This window comes from Gordonia tangerina (assembly GCF_021556435.1).
Classification (GTDB): domain Bacteria; phylum Actinomycetota; class Actinomycetes; order Mycobacteriales; family Mycobacteriaceae; genus Gordonia; species Gordonia tangerina.
Window position 1 is genome coordinate 280,553 of record NZ_JAKGCU010000001.1, and the last position, 26,011, is coordinate 306,563.

Here is a 26,011-nt window from a genome sequence, read left to right on the forward strand (position 1 = left end):
GTCTCGGCGCCGCACCTATCGTGACCGCATGACGTCCACCGACGACCTCGCGCGCCGACTCGACGACCTCGACCGCATCGAGGCGATCAAACAGCTGAAACACCGCTACTGGCGGGCGTGTGACGGCAAGGACCCGAACGGTTTCCGCCGGTGTTTCATCCGGTCCGGTGCACGCATCGACTACGGACCGCTGGGCGCGTTCGACGACGCGACGCCGATGACGCGGATCTTCGAACAGGTGGCGTTGCATCGGGTCGACGGACAGTACGTCATTCTCGACATGCATCACGGCCTGCACCCCGACATCACGCTCACCTCCGCCACCACGGCGACCGGCCGTTGGACGTTGAAATTCCGACAGGTCAACCTGCTCGACCGCACCGAGCTGCTGATGACCGGGGAGTATGACGACGAGTACCAGATCGAGGACGGCGAGTGGAAGATGTCGGCGAGCACACTCACCCCGCGGTGGTCGTTGCGGCGGCCGCTGGGTGAGGACACTGTCGTGACACCGGTCCCCGCCGACCACCGGCGTGGTGGGTTCGCCTGATCGCCCGAACCGCATGCCTGGGCAGAACGCGGGTCGTCTTCGTTTCCGCAGGTCGGCGCGATTCGCGCGGGCGGTCGACGGCCCGCGTTCTCTGAGCCGACCTGCGCCGTCCGAGGCGACCCGCGCAACCCACCACGTCGGATCTGCCCCATTCGCAATACCGCCCGGTGTGCGGGAAGGTGGATACATCGGCGAACGACTGTTGGGAGGTGCGCGATGAAGGACGTCTTTGCCGACTACCATCGCGAACTCGCCGGCATCGAACGGCGGGTGGCCCGCGAGGTGCGTCCCGGCGGACCGCGCCGGCGCGGACTGTGGACGGCGGTCGTGGTGGCGGCCGCCTCGTCGGCCCTGCCGCTGACCTTCCGCGGTGCCGGGTTCGCCGGCGGGCCCGACGCCTCGCTCCTGATGCGCGCCGACATCATTCTGGTGCTCGCGGTGGCCGGGTTGTCGGCGGCGGCGCTGTGCACCCGGCGCTGGGGTCTGGCGGCGTGCGCGTTCGGCGTCGGCGGTTTCACCTCGGCGTTCGGGCTCTTCGCGCTCTGGTCGCAGAACACTCTGCCCGAGCCTGCGCCGACCGTCTCACCGCTGTACCTGGCCGGATGGATCGCGACGATCGTGGGCACCGTGCTGTGGGCGGCGGTCGTGACCAGTCGCCCGGCCACCGATCGCGACACGACCGACCGGAACGGGCCGGCATCGGCTAACTGATCGCCGCCAGACCGCGCCGCACCTTCTCCTCGACATCCGCAGCGATCTGCCGATGACGTTCGGCCGCAGCATGTTCACCGATCAGGTCGGCGAGCTCGGCCAGCACGACATCGATTGGGCCGAACGAGACGCTGGCGGCGTTGAGGCCCGCGATGGTGCCCGACCAGTCGACCAGCAACCGGTAGAGCCGGGCGGCTTCGTCGACCATGCCGAGCTTGACCAGCGCACGCGCATGGAAGACCTCCATGGACGTCCAGTAGTAGTCGCGGCTGGTGTATGGGTCGGTCTCGGCGATGGCCCGAGCCTCGTCGATGCGACCAGCATCGATGAGCGCATCGACGTACACCCATCCCACGGCGTGCGGGGTACGTTCGAACACCGCGGCGACCTCGTCGACGAGATGGCCGATGGAGCCGCGGAACCAGCCGACGCACAAGTGCCCGATCAGGTCGAACTCCCCGCCGGCCGGCATCCCGGCCGCCCGCAGCTGCGCGCTGAGCGCGGTGTATTTGGCTGCTGCCGAATCGAGTTCGCCGCGCAGGACGTCGGTGACCGCGCTGAACGCCGACAACACCACCACCAGCTCACCCACCCGACCGCTGGTGGCGCATTGCATGCCGGCCTGCATCTGCGCCACCGCACCCGGCAGATCGATCTGCGACATGCGGAGCAGGAACAGATAGAAGCGGGCGGCCGCCTCGTAGCCTCGGTTGCCGGATTCCTGGGTCAGTTCCAGGAATTCGGCGGCCAACGCCGGGTACTGATTGCGGCTGTCGGGGCCCAGCGCGGTGAACACGCGTGCGTTGAGTGCGGCACACAGCAGGTCGACGTCGTCGGCGTCCCGGGCCAGCCGCAGCGCCTCTTCGGCGCACTCGATGGCGAAGGCGTCGTCGGAGCCCTCGAACTCGAACACGGCGCTGATCAGCAGACGCACCCGGTCGATGCCGGTGGCGCCGGTCAGCGCATCGAGCACGGCCGCCGTCATCACCTCGTCGGGAACGCCTTTGGTGCGCGTCGACCAGATCCACGGAGTGCGCCAGCAGGTCAACGCCGCCACCACCAGGGCCGGGTCGTCGACGGTCCGCGCCAGCCGCAACGCGTCCTCGCGTCGAGCGCGCGCGGCCGAGATCTCGCCCCGATGAGCCAGCGCGGTCACCAGATCACACAACGCGTGGACCATCTGCACCCGATCCTCGGTCGATGCAGTGGCGCGGGCGTGACCGGCCAGGTCATGCAGATCCACCGCGTGCTGCCACAGCGGCGCGGAGTCGGCGGCAAACTCTGTCGAAAAACGATGACGTGCTGCCTCTTCCACGATTCTCAACGCATCGTCGGCGGTGCTGCTCGATGCGCCGAGCGCCGCGTGCACGGCCAACTCGTCGGTGACCGTGGGGTTGCGGGCGGCCAGCAACTGCATGGTGCGCCAGTGCAGCCGCCGGCGCCGCAACGTCGGGATGGCGTCGTAGACGGCGTCACGCATCAGAACATGGGTGAACCGCACGCGGTCGGCTTCGGCGCTGAGCAGACCGGCCACCACCGCCGAGTCGATGGCGTCGAGCACGGTGTCCTCGGCATCGTCGTCGGGCCAGAGTCCGATGATGGTGTCGACGTCGCACTCACGGCCGCAGACGGCGGCCAGGCGCAGCATCGTGACCGTCTGTTCGGGGAGTCGCTCCACCCGGCGTAGCAACACCTCCCGCACTCCGCTGGGCACCGCCGTCTGCGCGTCTCGGGTGCCGCGGGAGGCCACGAGTTTCGCCAATTCGCGTACGAACAGTGGGTTCCCGTCGGTGCGCGAACGCAGCAGCGCCAAAGTCGGGTCGTCGACCGGGTCGAGGCCGGCGTCGGCGGCCAGCGCCCGGATTCCGTCATCGGACAGTCCCGCCAGAACGAGATGATCGGCGGTGGCGGAGATCAATGCGGCTGCGGTGGCGAGTAGTTCGATGCTCGCCTCCGACGGCCGGTAGGTTGCGACCACCAGTGCCGGCCGGTCGGCCAGCCAGGTGACGAGTTGTCGAAGTACCTGCAGGGTGGCGCTGTCGGCGCGGTGGGTGTCGTCGATGATCAGGGCCACCCCGTGGCCATCGGCGATGCGGGACTCGCAGGCACCACGCACCTGCCGGGCGATCAGGAACGGGTCGTCGATCTCGTTGTCGCCGTCGAGTTCTGCCACCACCTCACGCCACGCCCAGGCGCTCGGGGCGCCGTCGACCTCCGGGCACTGCCCGAATGCGGTGACCCATCCCGACGCGCGCAGGTGCTGACCGAAGGTTCGTGCCAGGGTGGTCTTCCCGCCACCGGCCTCCGCGGTGACCCACACGATGCGTAGCCCGGTACGCCGCGCCGTCTCGGCATGCTCGGCGAGCTTCTCGAGTTCGGATTCCCGTCCGGCGGACTCCCGGTGTTCCGGACCTGCGGAGCGGTCCACCTCGGGTGGGTCGGCGTAGACGGTCGGCGGGGCCTCGGGAGCCCGTGTCGCGGTGGGTGCATCGAGCGCGGGGTCCTGTTGCAGGATGTCCGATTCGAGAGTGCGGATCTTGACCGACGGGTCCACCCCGAGTTCGTCGGCGAGGTACTCGCGCAGCGTCCGCAGGGTGCGCAGCGCGTCGGCCTGACGGCCCAGCCGGTACTGCGCGAGCGCCAGGAGTCCGAACAACTCCTCGCGGGTGGAATGGGTCTCGCACAGCGCGGGCAGTTCGGCGACGACCTCCGCCGGACGTCCCAGATCCAGGGCGGCGGCTGCGCGCTGTTCTACGGTGTGCAACCACAGCTCGTCGAGGCGTGCCACCTCCGGGCCCGCCCACTCGTCGGCGGCATGCGGACCGAACGGGTCACCGCGCCAGAGCGATTGCGCCTCGCCGAGGCGGGCGTAGCGGCCAGCCGGGTCGGGGCCCGCGGTCCCGGCCAGATCGGCGAAGCGCCACAGGTCCACCGCATCTCGGGGTAGGTGCAGCGCATAGCCGGGAGGTTCGCTCACCAGGATCCGCGCCGGGGTGCGTGGCGCCCGCTGCGGTTCGAGGATGCGGCGCAGGTTGGAGATGTGCACCTGCAATCCGGCGAGAGCCTTCGGTGGCGGCTCGCCGTTCCACAGGTCGTCGATGAGTCGATCGGTGGACACCACCCGGCCGTCGGCGGCGGCGAGGCGCGCCAGAACCGCGCGCCCACGCCGCGACTTGATCTCGGCGGGACGGCCGTCGACGTCGGCGCGGACGGTCCCGGACAGGGTGATAGACACGACGGGACCCGCTTCGACGTCCATCGACATCGTTCACGCTCCTCGCCGCCCGCGGCGCGCCATCCGCCGTCCCCATCGAAGATTATCGCCGTGACGTGGCAATTGCGTGCGGTTCATCCGTCTGGTCGACGACTGTCCGATTCTCTCGGCGACATCGGCGTTGCCGTCGGCAGGGTTCGGGTGCCCCGCCGGCATCGCCGGAGGCGGTAGGGCGCCCAGGGCCTACGCGTACCGGTCGGGCCCGTGATCAGCCGCCGAAACGTTCCTGCGCGCAGCTGCAGATGGCGTCGAGGTGCAGGCCGAAGGTGAGGCCCCCGGTCGCGCCGTATTCGGTCAGGCGCTCGGCGCCGCGGGCGTACAGGCGTCTGGCTCCGGTCGGGTTGCCGCGCTCGTGATGGGTGAGACCCACGCAGAGCTGTGCGAGCCCCTGCCACAGTGGACGCTCATCCACTGGGCAGTCCTTCCAGCGGTTCTCGAAGACCTCGTGGGCGGAAAACGGCCGCCCCTCGGCGAGTAGTCGGCGGGCCAGCTCGATCGTCTGCTGTGGCGGCAACGCCTCCTCGGGAACCGGCTCGACACCCTCCGCGCCGTAGGGCAATGGTCGCCCCAGCCGGTCACGCGGACGCGCCTGGCGGGCGTGACCCTCGCTATCGCGGTCGCGGTGCTGAGTCATGACGCCACCACTCGCATGACTCCGACTCTACGTCGTGGGTCACGTGCCGAGAAACGAGATGACCTCGCTGGTCGGTGACCAGCGGTGTTACCGACCCGGCGAGACGAGATCGACGAAGCGGCGCTCGAACGACTCCATCAGCACAACCTCGGCTGCGGAATCGGCGACCGCTGTGGCATCGACAACCGCGACGACACCGGCCACCTGCAGCCGATCAACCCGAGTTTCGAGAACACCTGGCCGCGTTGGTGAGTGCCTCCTGAAATCGGCTTCGTGGGGGTCGTCCGAGGGGATATCCCCTCGGATGGGCCTGACACGGCTGATTGCGGTCAACGCTCTCGGACTCCAGTCACTTTCATGGGAATCCGGAATAGTTGGTTGGTACTACCTGCGGGGATGCCGTATCGTCCGCACCAGATAGACGGCCACGCCGAGTGCGACCACCACGCAACCGGCGATCACCGAGCCGACCGGCAAAGTCGCGGCGAGGCTGACACAGCCGACGAGACCCAGGGTGGTGACCACCCGCGCCGGCCGCCGCTCATCGCGGGTCAGGGTGGCCGCCGACGCGTTGGCGATGGCGTAGTAGAGAAGCACACCGAACGACGAGAACCCGATTGCGCCACGCACATCGACGGTGGCGGCCAGCACCGCAACGATGACGCCGATCGCCAGTTCGGCATGATGCGGCACCCGGTGCTGTGGATGGATCGCGGCCAGCCAGCGGGGCAGGTGACCGTCGCGCGCCATGGCGAGGGTGGTACGCGAGACACCCAGCACCATCGCCAGCAGCGAGCCGATCGCCGCGACCGCGGCACCCACTTGAACCACCGGCGCCAATCCGGAAGCACCTGCGGCGCGCACGGTTTCGACGAGTGGTGCCGCTGCGTCGGCCAGCCCGGCAGGACCGACGACCGCCAGCGCGGAGACCGCCACCGCCACATAGACCACCAGGACGATGCCCAAAGCGGCGGGGATCGCACGACCGATGGTGCGGGCGGGATCGCGGACCTCCTCACCGAGCGTGGCGATCCGCGCGTACCCAGCGAAAGCGAAGAACAGGAGTGCGGCGGCCTGCAGAACCCCGTACACGGAGGCATCGTCGCCGATCGAGAGGTGCTCACCCGCGTCGGACGGGGTCGACGACACCGCGGTCACCACGACCGCGGCCAGCACGGCCAGCACCACCGCGACGATCAGCCGCGTCGCGAGCGCCGACTTCTGGATGCCCCGATAGTTGACCGCGGTGACCCCGACGACCGCGGCCATCGCGACGGCGTGCGCGTGTTCGGGCCATACGTAGACACCGACCGTCAAAGCCATTGCGGCGCAGGACGCGGTCTTACCCACCACAAAACACCAGCCGGCGAGGTAGCCCCAGATCTCGCCGAGACGTTCGCGACCGTAGACGTACGTGCCGCCGGAGACGGGGTACAGCGCCGCGAGTCGAGCCGAGGAGGTGGCGTTGCAGTAGGCGATCACCGCGGCGATCGCCAGACCCACCAGCAGGCCCGATCCGGCCGCCTGCGCGGCCGGTGCCAGCACGGCGAACACGCCCGCGCCGATCATCGATCCGAGGCCGATGGTCACCGCATCGCCGACGCCGAGTCGCCGCGTGAGTTCACCACCGGACCTGGCGTCGTTGGTCACGACGGTCAGTGTAAGTGGGCGACGACCCCGGGAGGATGAACGTTCGGTACCGCGAGGCCGCCGGCGCCGGGTGAACCGACCCGATCGCGCATCACGTCGACCGCTGCCGTCGCAGCCATGGTCACCGACCGACGCAGGGTCTGCCAGTCGGGATCCGGGGATGTCTGCCGACCGAGGATTGCGACCACGAATTGCCGGTCCGCGCCGACGAACCCGGCACTGTGCAGATGCGCGGTGTCTGCGGGCCACCGCATCCAACCCTGTTTGGCTGCGGTGACGTCACGAATCCCGGGCGCTTGCAGACCGAAGGCCTGTTCGAAACCGTCGGCGGCGACGGGCGGTGCCTGTGCGAGAGCACCGATTATGACGTCGGCGTCGGGCGGCGGCATCTCGGCCACGTGTGCCAGGAGCCGTGTCGCGTCGTGTGCGGTCGTGGTCATCCAACCCCAGAAATCGGGGTCGACCGGGGCCGCGGTGTCGGTCAGCCCGAGTCGGGTGGCCACCCGTCCGACCGCGCCCATCCCGTCGAACCTCGTCCACAAGTCGTTCATCGCGCTGTCATCGCTGGGACCGAGTGCGCGGCGGATGAGTTCGACATCGCTCGCGCTCAGCGGGAGAGCATCAGAACGTCGGCGATCCAACACGTCTACCGCGACGACGACTTTCGCCAACGATGCGCTGAACATCGGCCCCGTGGCCTGGCCGTTCCCGACCACGTCGCCGGTGACGCGGTCCAGAACGGCCACCGCCACGTCGACGTCGGCTATCGCACCCGCAGCGACGTCGGCGGCGCGCATCGCCCGTGACCCGATGCTCGACGAGTGGGCCGTGTCCGCGGCCGCCGTGGTCCGCTCGGCCGGCAACCGTGCTGTCGGAACGCGCAATCCGATCATGGCGGTGATCAGCAAGATCGTGGCGACCCCGGCCCACCGCGTGACCGCACCACCCGTGCGCCTGCCGATGATGGGTCGTGTGCCGCAACGTCGTCTCGTAGGTCCGATATGTCCGAATCTACGCCGTTGGCCGCTGTGCGGCCGCTCGCGCGCGTTGGTGCCGAACGCGTCAGCGAAGGGTCGGGGGTGTCGCGCCCACGGTCGGTCTGGCCTCGGCTGTCGGGTTGCGATTCGCGCGGCGCGCGGTTCGGCCCACCCCGAGCGCGAGGACGGCCATCGACATCACCGCCGCGATCGCGCCGGCCGCGGCGACCTGCGTGATGGTCGGATAGAAGATGGCCACCACCGCGGGCGCCGACACCGTGATGAGCAGCGGAATGGGTAGTGACCACCGCGGCGCCTGTCCACGGACCGTGCCCCGCCACGGGTCGGGCAGCAGCATCCCGGCGCCCACGACCAGCAGGGTCGAGATGATGACATCGCTGGGTCGGTGCCAGCCGGCGGCGACGATGACGAATTCGAGCACCGCGGCCCAGGTACCCACCAGGGTGCCGACGTAAGGGCGCAGGAGGGGCGGACTGGCCAGCACCAGTACCACCACGACCGCCGTCACCGCGGCGGCATGACCACTCGGCGCGGAGTTCGCGGTCTCCGCGATCCAGGAATGCAACTGCGGACGCGTGAGCACGTGATCACGCAGGAACTGCACGACCAGCACCGTCGCCGGCGCGAAGGCCAGCAGTGCGGCGGTGCTCGCAAGGCCACGGCGGGCGTCGGTGCGTGAGGAGAACCGGCGGCACTGCACCAGCACCACCACCGACGCCGCCACCGCGATCCACAAGGCGGGATTGGAGACGACGTCGATGGTGAGCGGGAGAGGGAGGTCATCGACCGCGGGGAGGGCCCGGCACACGTCGAGCAGCCATTGATCGACGCGCTGGCCGGGCCGCGTCCACACGGCCACGGCGAACACCGCGGCCGCAAGGAGGAATGCGGCCGTCACCACCGCTGCGCGCGAGAGGGAGGAACGTCGCGCAGCGGTGGATCCGGTCACGAAAGCCAACCTAGAGCCCGAAGCTGGGAGCATTCTGCAGACAACCTGAGGACTCTCAGTGTTGACTGGGTGTCTGCGGTGGACTCGAGCCCACGGTCGACCGGAAATCGATGGATCGGGCCCCGCCCGCGCGGTTCTGTGTACAGTCGTGCACAAGGTTCACCGGAGGTGCCACGCATGGATCTGCTCAAGTGGAGCAAACGCCCGGCGGCCGACGTCGAGGCCAGAAAACCAGAGGTCAACATCGTGCGCGGGCTCATCGCCCGCGCCACCACGCCATTGCTGCCCGACGACTACCTGCACCTGCTCAACCCGCTGTGGTCGGCGCGCGAACTGCGCGGCCGCGTGCTGGAGGTGGTGCGCGAGACCGAGGACTCGGCCACGGTCACCATCCGCACCGGTTGGGGGTTTCCGGACTCGTACAAACCGGGCCAATACGTCGGGATCGGGCTGCAGGTGGGCGGTCGCTGGCATTGGCGGTCGTACTCGCTGACGTCGATCGGCGACACCTCCGACACGACGATCGCGATCACCGTCAAGGCCAATCCCGACGGTTTTCTCTCCACACATCTCGTCGATGGGGTGTCGCCGGGGACCGTGATCCGGCTCGCCGCACCCAAAGGCGATTTCCATCTGCCCGAGCCGCTGCCCGACAGCGTGCTGTTCCTCACCGCCGGGAGCGGCATCACTCCGGTCATGTCGATGCTGCGGTCGCTACGGTCGCGGGAGAACGTGCCCGACATCGTCCACGTGCACTCCGCGCCGACCCGCGACGACGTGATCTTCCTCGAGGAACTCGAGAAGATGGACGCCGACGTCCTCTCCTACGACCTGCAGTTGCAGCTGACGCGCGAGCAGGGCAAGTTCGACATCGGGCAACTCGACGCCGAGGTGCCGGACTGGCGGGACCGCCAGTGCTGGGCGTGCGGGCCGGTGGCAATGCTCGACACGGTCGAGGAGCGCTTCACCGAGGAGGGGCTGCGCGACCAGTTGCACATCGAACGGTTCGCGATCGCGCGGACCGATGTGGGTGGTGAAGGCGGCACCGTCACCTTCGCCAAGTCGGGGAAGAGCGCCGAGATCGACGGCGCCACCACACTCCTTGAAGCAGGCGAGGAGTTGGGAATCCAGATGCCGTTCGGCTGCCGAATGGGTATCTGCCAAACCTGCGTGGTACCCCTCGCCGGGGGATATGTGCGCGACCTGCGCAACGGCGAGGAACGCCGCGAGGGTGAACGAATCCAGACATGCATCAGCAGCGTGTCCGGGGAATGCACACTCGACCTCTAGGGGGATCGATGGCCATCACCGACATCGACCAATACGCTCATCTGACCGACGCCGACGTCGAGGCCCTCGGGGCCGAACTCGACGCGATCCGGCGCGACATCGAGGAGTCCCGCGGCGAAGCCGATGCCCGCTACATCCGACGGGCCATCACGATTCAGCGCAGCCTCGCCGCCGGTGGCCGGCTCGCGTTGATGTTCAGCAACCGCAAGTCGGCATGGGTCGCCGGCACCGCCATGCTCTCGCTGGCCAAGATCATCGAGAACATGGAGCTCGGCCACAACGTGATGCACGGTCAGTGGGACTGGATGAACGATCCCGAGGTGCACTCGTCGTCGTGGGAATGGGACACCACCTGCCCCAGCGTGCAGTGGAAGCACTCGCACAACTTCGTGCACCACAAGTACACGAATGTGGTGGGCATGGACGACGACGTGGGCTACGGCATCCTGCGCGTCACCCGCGACCAGCCGTGGGAATGGTGGAATGTCGGCAACCCGATCTACAATCTCACGCTGGGTACCTTCTTCGAATACGGTGTGGCGCTGCACCATCTGGAGACCGAGAAGCTGCGCAACAAGGAGAAGTCGTACCGTCAGGCGTTCAAGGATCTACGGGTCATCGGACGCAAGGTCGGCAAGCAGGCCGCCAAGGACTACCTGATCTTCCCGGCGCTGGCCGGCCCGAACTGGAAGCCGACGATCGCGGCGAACTTCACGGCCAACATCGTGCGCAACTACTGGGCGTACATGGTGATCTTCTGCGGGCACTTCCCCGACGGTGCCGAGAAATTCACCGTCGAGGAGTACGAGAACGAGGATCAGCCGCGCTGGTATCTGCGACAGATGCTGGGCTCGGCCAACTTCCGCGCCGGCCTGCTCATGCGGTTCATGAGTGGCAACCTCAGCCATCAGATCGAGCACCATCTGTTCCCCGACCTGCCGAGTAACCGGTACGAGGAGATCGGTGTCCGGGTGCGGGCGCTGTGCGACAAGTACGACCTGCCCTACACCACGGGTTCGCTTGCCCACCAGTACTTCCAGTCGTTCCGGACGATTGCGAAGCTGGCCGTGCCGAACGCTTTGCTCAAGGCGACGTCCGACGATGCACCGGAGACCGCGTCGGAGTTGCGGTTCGCCATGCGCGAAGGCATGGCGAATCACTTCGGCGTCGATCCGGCGACCGGGAAGCGTCGGGGTCTGCGCACCGCGCTGCGCGAACTGAAGAACGCGCCGGTGCAGCCGGCCGCGTAGCCGGGCGAGTCGGCGCGGCCCCGGCCGGTTCCCCCCTGGGTATCGCTTTGTCCCCCAGTTGCTTTGGGCGGGGGAACTGATACCCGGGGGAGGAACGGTCGGCGGTCAGAAACTGGCGGTGGGGGCGCCCATGCCGGGGTCGATGGTGGTCGGTCCATCCTTGGACGGCGCGACCGGGAAGTCGAAGATGGCGGTCGGGATGTACACCGTGGCACACGAGTTGGGGATGTCGACGACGCCGGACAGTCGGCCCTCGATGGGAGCGGACCCGAGGAGCAGATAGGCCTGTTCGGGGCTGTAGCCGAATTTCGTCAGGTAGTCGATGGCGTGCAGGCAGGCCCGCTGATAGGACAGGTCGGAGTCGAGGTAGCGCTGCTCGCCGTCGAGGGTGACCGACGTACCCGAGAACGCGATCCACTCCGAGTACTGCGGATCGGTGTTGCCGGGCATGAAGATCGCATTCTCGGTGACGCCATAGGTGTCCATGCCGCCCTTGATGAGGTCGACGTGCAGATCCATGAAGCCACCCATCTCGATGGCGCCGCAGAAGGTGATCTCGCCGTCTCCCTGCGAGAAGTGCAGGTCGCCGAACGAGAGCTTCGCGCCGGGCACGAACACCGGGTAGAAGACGCGGGTGCCCTTGGTGAGGTTCTTGATGTCCTGGTTGCCGCCGTTCTCGCGCGGCGGCGCGGTTCGGGCGGCTTCGCTTGCCACGCGGTCGAATTCGGCGCCGGTCAGGGTGCCCAGGATGGCGTCCTTGGGTTGCGGCGGCAGCGCGAGTGGCGGCACCCGCTGCGGATCGGTGGCGATGAGCGCCGCCTCACGTGCGTTCCACTTTCCCAGCAGTTCGGGTGACGGCGCGGTGCCCATCAGGCCGGGATGGACGATGCCGGTGTACTTCACGTGCGGGACATGCCGCGACGTCGCGCTCTGGCCGCTGAAGTCCCAGATGGCCTTGTAGGCGTCGGGGAACTGATCGGTGAGGAAGCCGCCACCGTTCTGCTTGGCGAAGATGCCGGTGTACCCCCAGCCCTGGCCGGCGAGTGGGCCCGAGTCCTCCTGCGGGATCGGCCCGACGTCGAGGATGTCGACGATGAGCAGATCGCCCGGCTCGGCGCCCTCGATCGCGAACGGCCCCGACAACACGTGCACACCGTCGAGCGGAGCGTTGAGGATGTCCTCGGCCGAATCGTCGTTGTGGATGGCGCCGTCGAACCATTCACGACAATGCGCACGAAACGTGTCACCGGGTTTCACGGTCACCGCCGCCGGAATGTCGGGATGCCACCTGTTGTGGCCGACGATCTGCTGATCGGTGAACTTCTTCGATGAATCGAGCGGGTACAGCAACTCCGGCATGACACGTCCTCTTCTCATCACGATGCTCTGGTCGCGAGTGCGGTCGAGACCCTGCTTCCAAATGGAAGTAACGGTGATGAGTGTAGTGATCGAGGGCGCGGATGGCAGGCCAACGGCACGCGGGATCCGGGCGCAAGCGCTACGGTGACCGACATGCCGACTTACGTGTACCGGTGTCCGGCGGACTGCCCCGATTTCGTCGAACGCCATCCGATGGCGTCGATCCCGGATCGGTCGGCCTGCCCGGACTGCGGTGACGATGCACGGCGGGTCATCGGTGCGCCGTCACTGGGCGCAGGGGATTCGGCGGCGATGCGATTGCAGGATGCGACGCGAGCGAGTTCGGAGACGCCGACGGTGGTGTCGAATCTCCCGGGCAGCACACGCCGCTCAACCCCGATCTCCACCAACCCACTGCACCGCAAGTTGCCCCGCCCGTGACCCCGCCACCCCCGCCGATCTCGTAGTACGAACCGGCGATTTTCGGTCGGCTCGTACTACGGATCCGGGGGTGCGCTCGGCAGCGCGCGGCGTGGTCGCAGCTGGGCGAGCAGCCAGGCGTAGATGTCGTCGTTGTTCAACAACGTGAAATGGTGTGCACCGCCGAGGTCGAGGCCGTCGGAGAACCGCAGGCCGAGGCGGCTGCGGGTGGGTTCGCCGCGACCACTCGGTGCGAGGACCAGGCCGTCACCGATCAGGCGGCCGAATGGGTGAGCGGGGTTGCGTGTCATCGTCGCGGTGACGAACAGGTGGCGCGCGGTGGACAGCAGCGGGACGTCGGCGCCGGGGGGATGCTGCCAGGCGTCGCGATCCTGCTCGGCCCAATCGGCTGCGGTGAGATTCCCGTGGAACAGATCGCGTACCCCGGCGCTGCGCCGACGCAGCAGGTTGCTGATCGGACGTGTGGCCGAGAGTGGCTGCAGCATCGACGACAACACATGGACGCCGCGCTCGAGCGGTGCACCCAGATGCGGCGTACCCAAGCACACGGTCTCCGTCACGAGTCGAGGCCACCAGTCGCCACGCTCGGTGGCGTGATGGCACGCACTGCGGATCACCAACCCACCCATGGAATGCCCGATCAGGGTGAGTCGGGAGACCGGCACCGGCCACAGCAGCACCAGATCGGCCAGCAGATCGGCGAGGTCGAGCCCGTTCTGGCTGATGTGCCGGCCGGAGTTGTACCGGATCTGGACCTCGCCGGCCGAGATGTCCGCGGAGAGTCGGTGTCCGTAGCTCGGCCGACCCCCGATGGTCCACGCCTGTTCAGACTCCATCAACCCGTGCAGAAAGACGACGACGTGGCCGCGTGCGTCGGAGAATTCGTCTGCGATGGCCGCGGGACGAACCGGGATCGGCCGACCTGCGGACCGGATCGACATGCGGGCGGCCAGGGGTGAGTCCGCCGCGTCGAGGTCGTCGCCGATGAGCCCGTTGAGAACGCCGAGGGCAACGGCGCCGTGGGGGGTCTGGGAGACGGCGAACGTCGAGGCGGGCATGGCATCGGCGGCCGACGACGCGGTGTCGAGCAGGGCATCCATCGAGAGGTAGGCGCCGTCGGTGACGGCGTCGTGGACCATCCGTGGCGAGTCGATGGCTGACCCGAGAACCGGCCGAAGCGCGCCGAACACAGTGCCCGCGACCGACCGGTGCATCGCGCCGAGGCCGGACACCGCGGAGCGCAACTCGGTGACGCCCAACCGGGCGAGCGCGCCGAGTTCGTCGGTCCGGGCCGGGGGAGATCCGATCATGCCATTGAGTGTACGCCCGTTCACTCAATATCGACGGTCAGTCGTCGATGTGATGCACGGCCGGGTATGCCATCGGTCCGGCCGACCGGTACCCGCCCGGGGGCCGACCGCCACGTCCGCGTCGACGCGACGGCGGCACGGTTTTGTTCCCCGTGTCCATCCATCGGACCAATGGCCGTCGTTCGCAGGGAAGATATTCGGCTGCTGCAGATTCCGGTCTGGTGACGAGCGACCTACGTTCGGATCGCTCCATCCACCACACAGAACGGATCGAGACATCATGCGAGCACACGTCTACAGAGCTTCACTGGTCCGCGCATGCCTCACCGTTGCGACGATGTTCCTGATCGTCCTCTTGCCCCTGACGCACGCCGAGGCGGCGTCGACCACGGGTATGGGTAACGATCGGTCATTGTCGCAATCCGGAGATGGCAAGAGCGGCAAAAACAAATCGTCCCCGTCCGGCGGAGGCGGGATCAACAAGATGACCCCCCGGGCCCAACCGGGACCATCGGCGGGCGGCCGCAACAGCGGACCGTCGTCGGGCGGGAACGCCGGCAACGTGCGGCAGCGGACCGCACCGCCCGCGGCCGACAAACCGAACCGCCCGCGCAAGGCCACCCCGAAACCGGATCGGGGACCGAACAAGTTCTCCCCGAAAACCCGAGCGCCACAAACTCAGACGAAGAACTCATCGGAGCGGAGTCGGTCGTCGCGCAAGAAGCGCGAGCGGCGAGAACAACGGCAGCAGGAACAACGGGACAGACGGACCGCTCCGTCTGCCGACCGACCCGCGCCGCGGTACGAGCCGACATCGCCGCGCCGCGATGATGACGATGGATCCACGAGGCTGCTGAACGGTCCCGGGGCACACGGAATTGACGGCGAAGACGACGATCACGACGGCATCGTCGACAACGAGCAGTGCGATGTCGTATGCCCGTTGTCGCCGGTTCCGCCGATGATCGGTGGCGGCTTCCCGGGAATGCGACCCCCGGCCGTCCCAGGACGGCAGGCACCTCCGAAGACACCTGCGCCACGTCAGTCACCCGCTCCGAGGACCACCGAGCCGCGGCCAAGCGAGGAGCCGGACGAGTACCGCGACCGAGGTGACGGACGCGACGCGAAGGGGCGCTACGCCAACGGAAACGACGGTCGGAGCGGCAAGGACGCGGAGAAGCGAGAGCTCGACAAACTCGAGGACGACTTCGGCGTGCCCATCATCCGGGACCAACGTCGCGCGTCGTTCGAGGGTGGAAAACAAGGTCGCTTCTACGACGGGTTGATCCCGAACGGCGACGGCACGTACTCGGGGATCGAGATCAAGAGCGGAAGCGCGGGCAAGACGCCGCAGCAGAAGCAGTTCGATGCGCGTGTCAGTCCGGAGACCCCCGCAACGGTGACACTCCCCGACGGCACCAGAGTTAAGATCACCCACGTGATAGACCGGCCATGAACGCGAAGGATGACTTGCGATGAAACCGACGCATGTGTACGAGTTCTCGGACGGCACCACCGTGACGATGGACTCCGGGATGCCCGCTCGATTCGTCACTCACCCGCTCACCCGATTGAACGGCGGAACCAAGAAGCACATCATCCTGTCCCGGCTCGTCCGCCAGGAGTGGCTCGACGACTTGAGCGAGCACGAACGCGACGAATCGTTGTCATCGTTCCTGCAAGCCGGCGGCAGCGCAGACGCGATGACATTGGAGGTACGGCGCAAGGAAGCCGACGGGACCTATCGCCAGTACGTTCTGGGGCGAGGAGAGGTGGCCGATGCGGCCGGCGGCGCGGATGTGGAGATCGCGGTCGGGGAACACTCCTACCGGGTTGCCCAGAACGAGGTCTTCACCGCCGAGGCTGCGGGCACGGTGTTCCTGCATTACCTGCGCCACAACGAGGTACCGGCCGGCATGTCGCTGCGCGAACTCGTCCGGTGAGGTGATCCGGCCGTAGCAACGACGACGAGGAGCGTATCGAGACCTCCGCGAAAGGTGGTCTCGATACGCTCCTCACTACGTTCGTCACTACTCGACCAGCGCTGAAGCCGTGTGGCGATTACCTCGCCGGCGGCGTCAGCGCCGTATCGACCAGCGACTGACGCCGTGGTGCGAGCGGTGTGGCGATCACTCTGCCGGCGGCGTCAGCACCGTATCAATCAGGTAGACAGTGGCATTGGCGGTCTGCACGCCACCGCACACGACGCCCGCGTCGTTGACCATCAGCTCGTCGCCCTCACCGGTCACCTCGACCGACTGGCCCTCGAGTAGGGTTTCGTGCTCACCGACGACTGCATCCGGGGCAGCCTGGCCGGAAACCACGTGGTAGGTGAGGATGTCGGTCAGCATCGCCGAATCGGTCTTGAGCGTCTCGATGGTCTCCGGCGGGAGCTTCGCGAACGCGTCGTCGGTCGGCGCGAACACGGTGTACTCACCGTTGTTGAGCGTATCCACCAGATTCACTTCGGGATTCAGCTCGCCGGACACCGCCTGGGTCAGCGTGGTCAGCATCGGGTTGGCGGCTGCGGCGGTGGCGACCGGGGCGGTGGCCATTCCCTCCACCGAACCGGGGCCGGTCGGGTTGGCTTCGGCGTACGCCGCGCAACCGGGGCCGACGAGGCCGGACGCGGCAGTGTCCGAATCACTTTCGGAGGCCATGCTGCTCATGGGCGCGCTGGTCGCGGCGGTCGTCTCGGAGGAGGAGTCGTCGTCGGATGAGCAGCCGGCGACGAGTCCGACGGCGAGCGTGACACCTGCCGCGGCCGTCAGAACACGTTGAATTCGCTTGAGAGCCATGATCGATCCAATCTGTGGTTGACACCCCGCCGCGTGGCGGGTTGTAGGTCATTCGGCGCACCTGCGCAGCCGGATGGGTCGGATTTGCGGGATTTCGAAAACTGGCTCATCGATGCAGGTCGGCGCGGTGCACCAATCCGGTGAGTTCGCGCGGACGAATGCCTGCCTGAGACCTGAAGGCCGCGGCGAGGAGGCAGACCATGCGAGTCGAAACATATGTACGCGCAGCCGTGGCAGGCGTCCTCGCGGTGGCGGCGGGGGTCGCGGTCGGTGAGCTGGTGGCCGTGCTGGTGTCACCGTTCGCGTCGCCCTATCAGGCGGTGGCTGCGTTTCTCGTCGACCACGCACCCGCGTTTGCCCGCGAATGGGCCATCGATACGTTCGGCACCGCCGACAAGCCCGCGTTGATGGTGGGTGTCGGCGCGGCGTTGCTGGCGCTGGCCGTGGTGGCCGGGATCATCCAGGTGCGCAAACCCCCCTGGGGGATCGCGGTCGTCGTCGCGTTCGCGGCGTTCGGTGTGGTGGCGACGACGACGCGGCCCACGTCGGACCCGTCGTTCGTGCTGCCGCCGCTGGCCGCAGGCATCGTCGCCGCCGGCGTGCTGGTGCTGCTGTGTGCCGGATCGAGGATCCAGACGGCGGAGGCCGGATGGAATCGCCGACAGTTCCTGACCGCCGCCGTGTTGATCGGCGCGGCATCGGGCGCGTCCGCGCTGGTCGCGCGGCAACTGTCGCGGGCGGGCGATGTGCTGGCCGAACGTCGGCGCGTGAGGTTGCCGGTGCCGGCATCGGCTGCCGAGCCGATCCCGGATGGCGCACAACTGCAGATCGAGGGCGCCACGCCGTTCGTCACCGACAACGCGGAGTTCTACCGCATCGACACCGCTCTGCAGGTGCCGCGGCTCAGCACGCAGGACTGGCGGCTGCGGGTGCACGGCATGGTCGACGACGAACTGACCCTCGACTGGGATGACCTGCTCGCGATGTCCATGTCCGAACGTGTCATCACGCTGAGCTGCGTGTCCAACGAGGTCGGCGGAGATCTGGCCGGCAATGCCCGTTGGCTCGGCGTGCCGATGCGCGACATCCTGGACCGCGTCGGAGTGCGCGGCGACGCCGACATGCTGCTGTCGACCAGCGTGGACGGCTGGACTTCGGGTACCCCGCTCGAGGCCATCACCGACGGGCGCGACGCGCTGCTGGCCATCGGCATGAACGGCGAGCCCCTCCCGCTGGAACACGGCTACCCGGTGCGTCAGGTGATCCCGGGTCTGTACGGATTTGTGTCGGCCTGCAAATGGGTCACCGACTGGGAGATCACCCGCTTCGACCGCGCCCAGGCCTACTGGACCGAGCGTGGTTGGGGTGTGCGTGCGCCCATCAAGTCCGCCTCACGCATCGACCGGCCCGCGCCGCTGTCCACACAGCCGGCCGGACGTGTCATGGTGGCCGGCACCGCCTGGGCGCAGCATCGGGGCATCAGCGCGGTGGAGGTCAGGGTGGATGACGGCCCTTGGCAGCGGGCTGAACTCGCGGAGCAGTACTCCATCGACACCTGGCGGCAATGGACTTTCGCCTGGGACGCCGTACCCGGTCAGCACACCATCTACTGCCGGGCGACCGACGGCGCCGGCCGGGTCCAGCCCGAACAGCGCGTCGCCCCGATCCCCGACGGCGCGACCGGTTGGCACAGCCGGGTCATCCGCGTCGCGGATGCACAGTCACAGTGATCGTGCGCGTACCGGCACACGGCCGAAAACCATTGACTTCTCGATATCGTCGGTGTGGTGATCGATGGCGTCGCGGTAGTAGTTGTGCCGCACCTTCCAGTAGCCGTGGGTGCCCGACTTCGGCAGTGCGTCCGGGGCGCGAAGAACGTAGCCGGCCTTGAGATCCCACAACGGTTGCGACGGCATGGACACCTCGCCGAGGTGCGGATAGGCGTGGGTGTAGCCGTGGGAACGCATGTAGTGCAGCAACTTCGCGACGGCGCGGGCGGTCATGTCGGCACGTAGCGTCCATGACGCGTTGGTGTAGCCGACCGACCAGGCCAGGTTCGGGACATCCTCGAGGAGATGAGATTTGAAGACAAACCGGTCGTGGGGCTTGACCTCGGCATCGTCGACCCGGATGCGGACTCCGCCGAAGGCCTGCAGATTGAGTCCGGTGGCCGTCACGATGACATCGGCATCGAGATGCCGGCCCGACTTCAGTGCCACCCCGGTGGCATCGATCCGGTCGATGTGATCGGTCACCATCTCCACCGAGCCCGCCGAGATCTGCTCGAACAGATCGGCATCGGGCACCATGCACATGCGTTGATCCCACGGGTCATATGACGGATTGAAATGCACGTCCACCGGATAGTTGTCCGGAAGCTCCTTGCGCACCCCACTGGTCAACAGCTTGCGGCCGATCTTGGGGAAGCGGTGCAGGGCATGCACCATCGCGGCGGTCTGAGCTGCGTACCGGGTGCGGATGACCTGATGGGCTGCTTTGGGGGGCAAGAGCTTTCGGATCAGGGGGTTGAGCTTCTGGGCCTGGGACATCGACACGATGTAGGACGGCGAGCGCTGTAGCATCGTCACGTGGCCGGCGCTCTTCGCCAACGACGGAATCAGGCTGACCGCGGTGGCGCCGCTGCCGATCACCACGATGTTCTTGCCGGTGTGGTCGAGGTCATCGGGCCACTGTTGCGGGTGCACCACGGTGCCGGCGAAGTCGTCGATGCCGGCGAGCTGAGGTGTGTAGGGAGCGTCATAATCGTAGTAACCGGTCGCGAAGTAGACGAACCGGGTGCGGTAGCTGCGGGACGCGTCGTCGGCGGTGGCCGAGATCGTCCACGTGTCGGTGCTTGAATCCCAATCTGCTGCGGTGACATGCTGACCGAAACGGATGTGGTCGGCGATGCCGTACTTCTCGGCGGTGTGCTCGACGTAATTGCGGATGTCGGCGCCTTGGGCCAACGCCTCGGGTCGTCGCCACGGCTCGAACGGGAAACTGAGGGTGAAGATGTCGCTGTCGGAGCGGATGCCCGGGTAGCGGAACAGGTCCCAGGTGCCGCCGACGCGTTCGCGGCGCTCCAGGATGAGGTATCGCAACGTCGGGTTGTCCTGGGTGAGCCGGTAGGCGGCGTCGATGCCGGACAGGCCGGCGCCGAGGATGATCACGTCGTAGAAGTCGTCCCAGTCCGCAGGCTCATCCACCGGGGACACGCTTGTGTCGATCTCACTCATCGCAACCTCCTCGTCGAGCGATGCCGTGCCGCGGTGGGCAGCGCCTGGCACAGGCTCCCACCATTGGGGGTCACGGTAGTTCCTCGCGACCGCGAATATGGCGGATTCGGCAAGTGCTCCGACTGCGAATCGTGTACTGGCGCAACGATGACCCGGGGGTCTGGCGGTGGCGGTCGGCGTCGGGACCACCCCTCGAACGATCCACGCGCACACCGATGTCCGCGGTTGTCAGCGCCGCGACCGTCGCGCGTCCGGCGTGCGGCCCCGACCGCTGCACGCCGGCGCACCGACTGCCACCGTCCTCGCCGAAATGCGACATCGGTGTTGCATGTACGCTATGCCTGTGACGCACGCCACGCAAGTTCGTGCCGACGTCGAACGCAATCGCGCGGCCATCATGACTGGTGCGATCGGGCTACTCGGCGTCGAGCCGAACGCATCGATGCAGCAGATCGCCGAGGCGTCCGGGGTGAATCGGGCGACGCTGTACCGGCACTTCGCCAGCCGTGACCAGCTGATGAGTGCACTACACGCGAAGGCGCTCGACGATTCGGCCGAGGTCGCCCGTCGGCTGCCCGCCGACGGGCCGGTGGTGGCGGCCCTGCGGGCATTCCTCGACGATGCGATCACGATTGGAGAGCGCTACCGCTTCATCCTGATGTACCACCGCACCGATCCTGGGCTGTTCGACGTCGAGGCCCGGGCCACGGTTCCGGTCCTCAAGGCCATACGGCGAGGTCAGGAGGCCGGTGAGATCGATCCGCGCCTCGAGCCGGTGTTCGCTGCCGGCCAGATCACCATGCTGGTGATCGGCGTCATCGGACTCGTCGAACGCGGTGCGATGACACTCGAACAGGCCCGTCGGCAGGCGCAGATCAGTTTCGGCAACACGTTGGCCGTACCGGTTCGATGAGGCCGGTCGCGGCATTCTCTCATGACCGCGACGACATCGTGCAACACTTGTTGTCAGATCGTGTTGGCATCAGCCCTGGGGAGTCACCATGCGTCAGGAGAAGGTCACTTACTGCCGGATCTGCGAGCCCCTCTGCGGGATGATCGCGACGGTCGAGAACGACGAACTCATCTCGCTGCGACCGGACAAACAGCATCCACTGTCGAAGGGCTTCGCCTGCCCGAAGGGCATCGCCTTCACCGAGATCGTCAACGACCCCGACCGTGTGCTGCATCCGCTGCGGCGCACCGCGGACGGCGGGTTCGAACACGTCTCCTGGGACACCGCGCTCGCCGACATCGGTGAGCGTCTACGTGGGGTGCATCGGCGTCACGGCAGTGCGGGGATCGGGTGGTACTTCGGCAACCCGGCGACCTTCTCCACCGGGCACACGCTGTGGACCGCGACGTTCATGAACCTGCTGGGCAGCCCACACGTCTACTCGGCGGGGTCGCAGGACGTGAACAACCGGTTCGTGGCGAGCCACTTCCTCTACGGCAATCCGGTGGCAGCCCCGATCCCGGACATCAATCGCGTCGACCTCCTGGTGATCATGGGTGCCAACCCGGTCGTATCCCACGGCAGCGTGATGAGTTCGCCGCGCATCCGAGAAGGACTCAACGCCATCACCGCGCGCGGCGGGTGAGTGCTGGTGATCGATCCGCGGCACACCGAAACCGCACGCGAGCACGAGTGGTTGCCCATCGTGCCGGACACCGATGCGTTGCTGTTGCTGTCGCTGCTGCACGTCATGTTCGAGGAGAAACTCGCCGACGACACTCGGCTGCGGCAGCGCGCAGTCGGACTCGACACACTCAAGCGCATCGTCGGCGAGTACCCGCCGGAGCAGACGGCGACGAGCACCGACATCGACCCCGACACGGTCCGGGCGCTCGCGCGCTCGCTGGTGCACACCGAACGGGCCGCCGTCTACGGCCGGACCGGCACCTCGTTGGGCCGCGCCGGCACCCTGACCACCGCGTTGCTGGACATGGTCAACCTGGTTGCCGGCAATCTCGACGTCGTCGGCGGGTCCATGTTCGGCGACCTCGGCATTCCCGGCCAACGATTCGGAGTTGCCGCCCTGCAACGTGTGTCGCGGTTTGCGTGGTCGGGGCGGCGGAGTCGCGTGGGGAATCTGCCGCAGGTGCTGGGGACCGCGCCGGCGTCCGTGATGGCCAAGGAGATCACCACGCTGGGGCGCGGACAACTGCGGGCGTTGTTCGTCAGTGCCGGAAACCCGGTGTTGTCGGTCCCCAACGGCACCGAATTGGCCGACGCGCTCGACGATCTCGACCTGCTGGTGTCTCTGGACATCTACCGAAACGACACCAACGCCCACGCCGACTACATTCTGTCCGCCACCACGATGTATGAGCGCGGCCCTTTCCTGCTGCCGTTCCAGGCGTTGTTCACCACGCCGTTCAAACAGGCCACCGACCCGGTGATCGCACCGCGAGGTGAGGCGCGTGAAGAGTGGACGGTCATCAACGAACTCGTCGGAGCCTTGTCGCGGCAGGTGCCCATGTTGGGGGCGCTGCATGCGATGAACACGATGGCCACACGGGTCGGTCGGGCGTGGGATCCGGAGCGGCTGTCTGATGTGGTGGTTCGAATGGGTCTGGGCGGCAATCGGTTCGGTCTGCGCCGCGGTGGGCTGACGTATCGACGGCTGGTGCGTGACGAACCGCACGGCGTCGTCGTCGGCGACGGTCTGATGCCCGGTCGGTTACGCGACACCATCACCCACCGTGACCGCAAAGTGCGCCTCGACGCTCCCGAACTGGTGGCCGAGCTCGACCGCGTGGCCACCGCGGCAGACCCGCGACTCCCACTGCGACTGATCGGGATGCGCGAGATCAGGTCGGAGAACAGTTGGCAGCACAACGCCCCGATGTTGCTGCGTGGCGGTCGTGAGCACGCAGCGCGGCTGCACCCCGACGACGCCGAGACCCGAGGTATCGGCGAAGGTGATCTTGTGGTGGTGCGCTCGGCGCACGGGCAGGTGGAGTTGCCGGCGACGATCACCGACGACATAAAACCCGGTGTGGTGGCCATCCCACACGGGTGGGGGCACAACGGTTCCGGCGGCTGGACACGGGCCAACGCCGCCGCTGCCAACGATCTCGGCAGCGGCGGAGTCAATGTGAATGCGTTGATCTCATCGGACCCCGACGATCTCGAGCGACTTGCGGGTATGGCCAACATGACCGGGGTGCCGATCGAGGTGAGCTTACTCGCCGGTGAACGCGACGAACGTCAGTCGATTGCCCACTCGGCGGGGTCGGGCCCGTCGTAGAGTGCTGCCATCGTGCTCTGACCGTCGAGCGCTTCGCGAATGATGTCTGCGTGACCACAGTGGTGCGCGGTCTCGCGGAGCTTGTGCAGCAGCATCTTGCGGATGGTCCACCACTCGCGCTCCGGCTGCCACGGTGCGGTCATCTGCGGGATCAGTTCGTCGAGGCCGGCGGACTGTGCGACGTAATCGTCGAGGGCGGCGGCCGCCCGGTGGTACTCCTCGACCCACCCGGCGAAGGTCTCGTCGTTGGTCAGCTCGTAGGCGTGCGCGGCTTTCTGCATGTCGAACTCCGCTGTGTCGTCGCGTTCGACGAGCTCCTCCAGAGTGCTCTGTTCACCCATCGCGAGGTGTTTGACGAGTCCGCCGAGTGTCAGCGTGCTGACCGTGGTGCGCTGGCGGGCCTGTTCCTCGGTGATCCCTCGTAGCGTCACCGTGAACATCTGCCGCTGATCGGCGAGGAGGGTGAGCAGATCCTCCTTTTCGCCGCTGACGGTGAACGGAAGTGTGACGGGTGTGTAGGTGCCGGCCATGATCGTCCCTCTCGTTGTCGTTGCTGGTGAAGTCAACGCTAGGAGGGAATGCGGACGACTTCGGTCCTGGTTTCTGGCCGATCAGGGGTGCGGCTGGTGAGCTCGCTCCTGGTCAGCTTTCTTGTTTGCGCAGGATGAACCGCTGGATCTTGCCGCTCGGGGTCTTGGGCAGCGCATCGACGAAGTGGACGGTGCGCGGGTAGGCGTGGGCGGCGAAGCCGGTCTTGACCAGCTGCTGCAACTCGGCTTCGAGTGCGTCGTCGCCGTCGACCCCGTCGGCGAGCACCACGAACGCCTCGAGAACCTCGCCGCGCAGCTCGTCGGGGCGACCCACCACCGCGACGTCGACCACCGACGGGTGGGTGATCAGCACGCTCTCCACATCGAACGGCCCGATACGGTAGCCGGCCATGATGATCACGTCGTCGTCGCGGGCGGTGAAGTAGTACCGGCCGTCGTCGTCCTTGCGGCCGGTGTCGCCGGTCAGATACCAGGCGCCGTCGGGGGTGAAGCGGGCCGCGGTCTTGTCCGGTGCGTCGAGGTAACCGGTGAAGAACAGCAACGGGCTCTGTGCGACCTCGATGGCGATCTGACCGTCGACGATGCCGGTGGCGAATCCGGGCATCGGGGTGCCCATCGATCCGGGCACCAACGGCTGCGCCACGTCGGGATGCCAGTGGTTGTTGATGAACATGCCGTGCTCGGTCTGCCCGTAGTGGTCGCGCACCTCGGTCTGCAATGTCTCACGGGCCCAGTCGATGACGTCCGGAGTCAGCGGCTCTCCTGCCGACGACGCCCGGCGCAACGCGAAACCGGTGAACGACGGGTCCTTGGACAGCGATCGATACACGGTGGGCGCCGCGGCGAAGTTCGTGACACCCAGCTGCTGCATCACCTTCGTGGTGACGTCCGGGGAGAAACCGGCGTGCAGCAATAGGTTTCGCCGACCGATCGCCATCGGCCCGAGGATGCCGTAGTACAGGCCGTAGGCCCAGCCGGGGTCAGCTGCGTTCCAGAACACATCGTCGGCGTTCACGTCGAGCCCGTAGTGCATGTAGCAGCTGAATGCCGCCAACGCCCGCACCGGAACCGGTACGCCCTTGGGTGCGCCGGTGGTGCCGCTGGTGAACAGCAGGATCAACATGCCGTCGCCGCCCACCGCGACCGACTCGTCTACCGGGTCGTGTGCGGAGACGAGCCCGTCGAACTCCTCGCCGGCAACGACGGTCGTGATGCCGTCGATTCCGTCGAGCTTGCCGACCTGGCTCGGCTCGGTGATCACCACCCGGGCGTTGCCGGCGGTCAGCCGCATCTCGATGGCGGGCGTCGCGAATGCGGTGAACAGCGGGATGTAGACGGCACCGAGACGGGCGATGGCCAGCAGCGACACCACGAGTTCGGCACGTTTGCCCATCAGTACACCGACGGTGTCACCGCGGCCGACGCCCATCTCGGCGAGTGCGGCGGCGAATCGTTTGGAGGCGTCGGCGAGCTCGCCGTAGGTCAGGTCGATGGTCACCAGGCGATCGCCGTCGACATCGATGGTGGTGAAGGCGACCGCGTCCGGGTCGTGGCGGTCGACCAAAAGGTGCGCGGCGTCGGCGGTGTCGGAGCCGAACGTGGCGATCCACTCGTTCAGGGTCTCTTCCACGGACGGATGGGCAGTGGATGCGGTGTGGGTCATCGTCGAACCTCGGGTCGGGAACGGTGGTCATCGCCGCGGCGCCGGTTGCCAGGCCACGGGTAATGTGGGTCACATTGTGCGCGTGCCGCGGCGGAC

General features: G+C 67.4%; 21 protein-coding genes and 1 pseudogene. 11 read left to right on the forward strand and 11 right to left on the reverse strand.

What is annotated here, in order from left to right; all coding sequences use genetic code 11:
• Positions 1 to 28: 28 nt before the first annotated feature.
• Complete coding sequence (locus tag L1892_RS01265) at positions 29 to 550, forward strand: nuclear transport factor 2 family protein (protein WP_235721634.1); 522 nt, start codon at positions 29 to 31, stop codon at positions 548 to 550.
• A 216-nt stretch (positions 551 to 766) separates the two neighbouring features.
• Positions 767 to 1,261, forward strand: coding sequence for an Rv2732c family membrane protein (locus tag L1892_RS01270; RefSeq protein ID WP_235721635.1), 495 nt, complete (start codon positions 767 to 769; stop codon positions 1,259 to 1,261).
• Here L1892_RS01270 and L1892_RS01275 read toward each other — a convergent pair.
• Positions 1,254 to 4,526, reverse strand: coding sequence for an ATP-binding protein (locus tag L1892_RS01275; RefSeq protein WP_235721636.1), 3,273 nt, complete (start codon positions 4,524 to 4,526; stop codon positions 1,254 to 1,256). The genes L1892_RS01270 and L1892_RS01275 overlap by 8 nt on opposite strands.
• A gap of 217 nt (positions 4,527 to 4,743) precedes the next feature.
• Positions 4,744 to 5,169, reverse strand: a complete 426-nt coding sequence (locus L1892_RS01280; RefSeq protein ID WP_235721637.1) for a DUF309 domain-containing protein — start codon at positions 5,167 to 5,169, stop codon at positions 4,744 to 4,746.
• Between the two features lie 84 nt (positions 5,170 to 5,253).
• On the opposite strand from L1892_RS01280, the gene L1892_RS01285 reads away from it, so the two are divergent.
• On the forward strand, positions 5,254 to 5,421 hold the full coding sequence (locus L1892_RS01285; protein ID WP_235722023.1) for a hypothetical protein: 168 nt from the start codon (positions 5,254 to 5,256) through the stop codon (positions 5,419 to 5,421).
• A gap of 132 nt (positions 5,422 to 5,553) precedes the next feature.
• Here L1892_RS01285 and L1892_RS01290 read toward each other — a convergent pair whose 3' ends face one another.
• The 3 genes from L1892_RS01290 to L1892_RS01300 form a co-directional block, all read right to left on the reverse strand.
• Positions 5,554 to 6,819, reverse strand: coding sequence for an APC family permease (locus L1892_RS01290; protein WP_308191632.1), 1,266 nt, complete (start codon positions 6,817 to 6,819; stop codon positions 5,554 to 5,556).
• 5 nt (positions 6,820 to 6,824) lie between these two features.
• Positions 6,825 to 7,727, reverse strand: a complete 903-nt coding sequence (locus tag L1892_RS01295) for a serine hydrolase (protein WP_235721638.1) — start codon at positions 7,725 to 7,727, stop codon at positions 6,825 to 6,827.
• A 154-nt stretch (positions 7,728 to 7,881) separates the two neighbouring features.
• A complete protein-coding gene (locus tag L1892_RS01300; protein ID WP_235721639.1) occupies positions 7,882 to 8,766 on the reverse strand; it encodes a hypothetical protein in 885 nt (294 codons plus the stop codon).
• 177 nt (positions 8,767 to 8,943) lie between these two features.
• Between L1892_RS01300 and L1892_RS01305 the strand changes: the two genes are divergently transcribed.
• Positions 8,944 to 10,056 (forward strand): ferredoxin reductase, encoded by a 1,113-nt coding sequence (locus tag L1892_RS01305; RefSeq protein ID WP_235721640.1) that lies wholly within the window; start codon positions 8,944 to 8,946, stop codon positions 10,054 to 10,056.
• An 8-nt stretch (positions 10,057 to 10,064) separates the two neighbouring features.
• Positions 10,065 to 11,306: a fatty acid desaturase family protein gene (locus L1892_RS01310; protein WP_235721641.1), complete on the forward strand. Its 1,242-nt coding sequence runs from the start codon at positions 10,065 to 10,067 to the stop codon at positions 11,304 to 11,306.
• 105 nt (positions 11,307 to 11,411) lie between these two features.
• Here L1892_RS01310 and fmdA read toward each other — a convergent pair whose 3' ends face one another.
• The gene (gene fmdA / locus L1892_RS01315; protein WP_235721642.1) at positions 11,412 to 12,665 is read right to left on the reverse strand and encodes a formamidase; all 1,254 of its coding nucleotides are present in this window, start codon (positions 12,663 to 12,665) and stop codon (positions 11,412 to 11,414) included.
• A gap of 153 nt (positions 12,666 to 12,818) precedes the next feature.
• On the opposite strand from fmdA, the gene L1892_RS01320 reads away from it, so the two are divergent.
• On the forward strand, positions 12,819 to 13,106 hold the full coding sequence (locus tag L1892_RS01320; RefSeq protein WP_235721643.1) for an FmdB family zinc ribbon protein: 288 nt from the start codon (positions 12,819 to 12,821) through the stop codon (positions 13,104 to 13,106).
• 56 nt (positions 13,107 to 13,162) lie between these two features.
• On the opposite strand, the gene L1892_RS01325 is transcribed toward L1892_RS01320, so the two are convergent.
• The gene (locus L1892_RS01325; protein WP_235721644.1) at positions 13,163 to 14,416 is read right to left on the reverse strand and encodes an esterase/lipase family protein; all 1,254 of its coding nucleotides are present in this window, start codon (positions 14,414 to 14,416) and stop codon (positions 13,163 to 13,165) included.
• A gap of 337 nt (positions 14,417 to 14,753) precedes the next feature.
• On the opposite strand from L1892_RS01325, the gene L1892_RS01330 reads away from it, so the two are divergent.
• Together L1892_RS01330 and L1892_RS01335 are read left to right on the forward strand one after the other, a co-directional pair.
• Entirely contained in the window at positions 14,754 to 15,872 is a 1,119-nt protein-coding gene (locus L1892_RS01330) for a hypothetical protein (protein ID WP_235721645.1), read from the forward strand.
• A 19-nt stretch (positions 15,873 to 15,891) separates the two neighbouring features.
• Positions 15,892 to 16,359 carry a hypothetical protein gene (locus L1892_RS01335; protein WP_235721646.1) on the forward strand — a complete coding sequence of 156 codons (468 nt, stop codon included), beginning with the start codon at positions 15,892 to 15,894 and terminating at the stop codon, positions 16,357 to 16,359.
• A 186-nt stretch (positions 16,360 to 16,545) separates the two neighbouring features.
• On the opposite strand, the gene L1892_RS01340 is transcribed toward L1892_RS01335, so the two are convergent.
• Positions 16,546 to 17,214: a fasciclin domain-containing protein gene (locus L1892_RS01340; protein ID WP_235721647.1), complete on the reverse strand. Its 669-nt coding sequence runs from the start codon at positions 17,212 to 17,214 to the stop codon at positions 16,546 to 16,548.
• Between the two features lie 200 nt (positions 17,215 to 17,414).
• On the opposite strand from L1892_RS01340, the gene L1892_RS01345 reads away from it, so the two are divergent.
• The gene (locus L1892_RS01345) at positions 17,415 to 18,944 is read left to right on the forward strand and encodes a molybdopterin-dependent oxidoreductase (protein WP_235721648.1); all 1,530 of its coding nucleotides are present in this window, start codon (positions 17,415 to 17,417) and stop codon (positions 18,942 to 18,944) included.
• On the opposite strand, the gene L1892_RS01350 is transcribed toward L1892_RS01345, so the two are convergent.
• Positions 18,936 to 20,450, reverse strand: a complete 1,515-nt coding sequence (locus tag L1892_RS01350; RefSeq protein WP_235721649.1) for a flavin-containing monooxygenase — start codon at positions 20,448 to 20,450, stop codon at positions 18,936 to 18,938. The two genes, L1892_RS01345 and L1892_RS01350, sit on opposite strands and share 9 nt — an antisense overlap.
• A gap of 337 nt (positions 20,451 to 20,787) precedes the next feature.
• Between L1892_RS01350 and L1892_RS01355 the strand changes: the two genes are divergently transcribed.
• Positions 20,788 to 21,363, forward strand: a complete 576-nt coding sequence (locus L1892_RS01355; protein WP_235721650.1) for a TetR/AcrR family transcriptional regulator — start codon at positions 20,788 to 20,790, stop codon at positions 21,361 to 21,363.
• 88 nt (positions 21,364 to 21,451) lie between these two features.
• Positions 21,452 to 23,701, forward strand: a pseudogene (locus L1892_RS01360) (molybdopterin-containing oxidoreductase family protein).
• On the opposite strand, the gene L1892_RS01365 reads toward L1892_RS01360, so the two are convergent.
• Positions 23,662 to 24,231, reverse strand: a complete 570-nt coding sequence (locus L1892_RS01365; RefSeq protein WP_235721651.1) for a DinB family protein — start codon at positions 24,229 to 24,231, stop codon at positions 23,662 to 23,664. The pseudogene L1892_RS01360 and the gene L1892_RS01365 sit on opposite strands and share 40 nt — an antisense overlap.
• A 112-nt stretch (positions 24,232 to 24,343) precedes the next feature.
• Positions 24,344 to 25,915, reverse strand: coding sequence for an AMP-binding protein (locus tag L1892_RS01370; protein WP_235721652.1), 1,572 nt, complete (start codon positions 25,913 to 25,915; stop codon positions 24,344 to 24,346).
• Positions 25,916 to 26,011 lie beyond the last annotated feature (96 nt).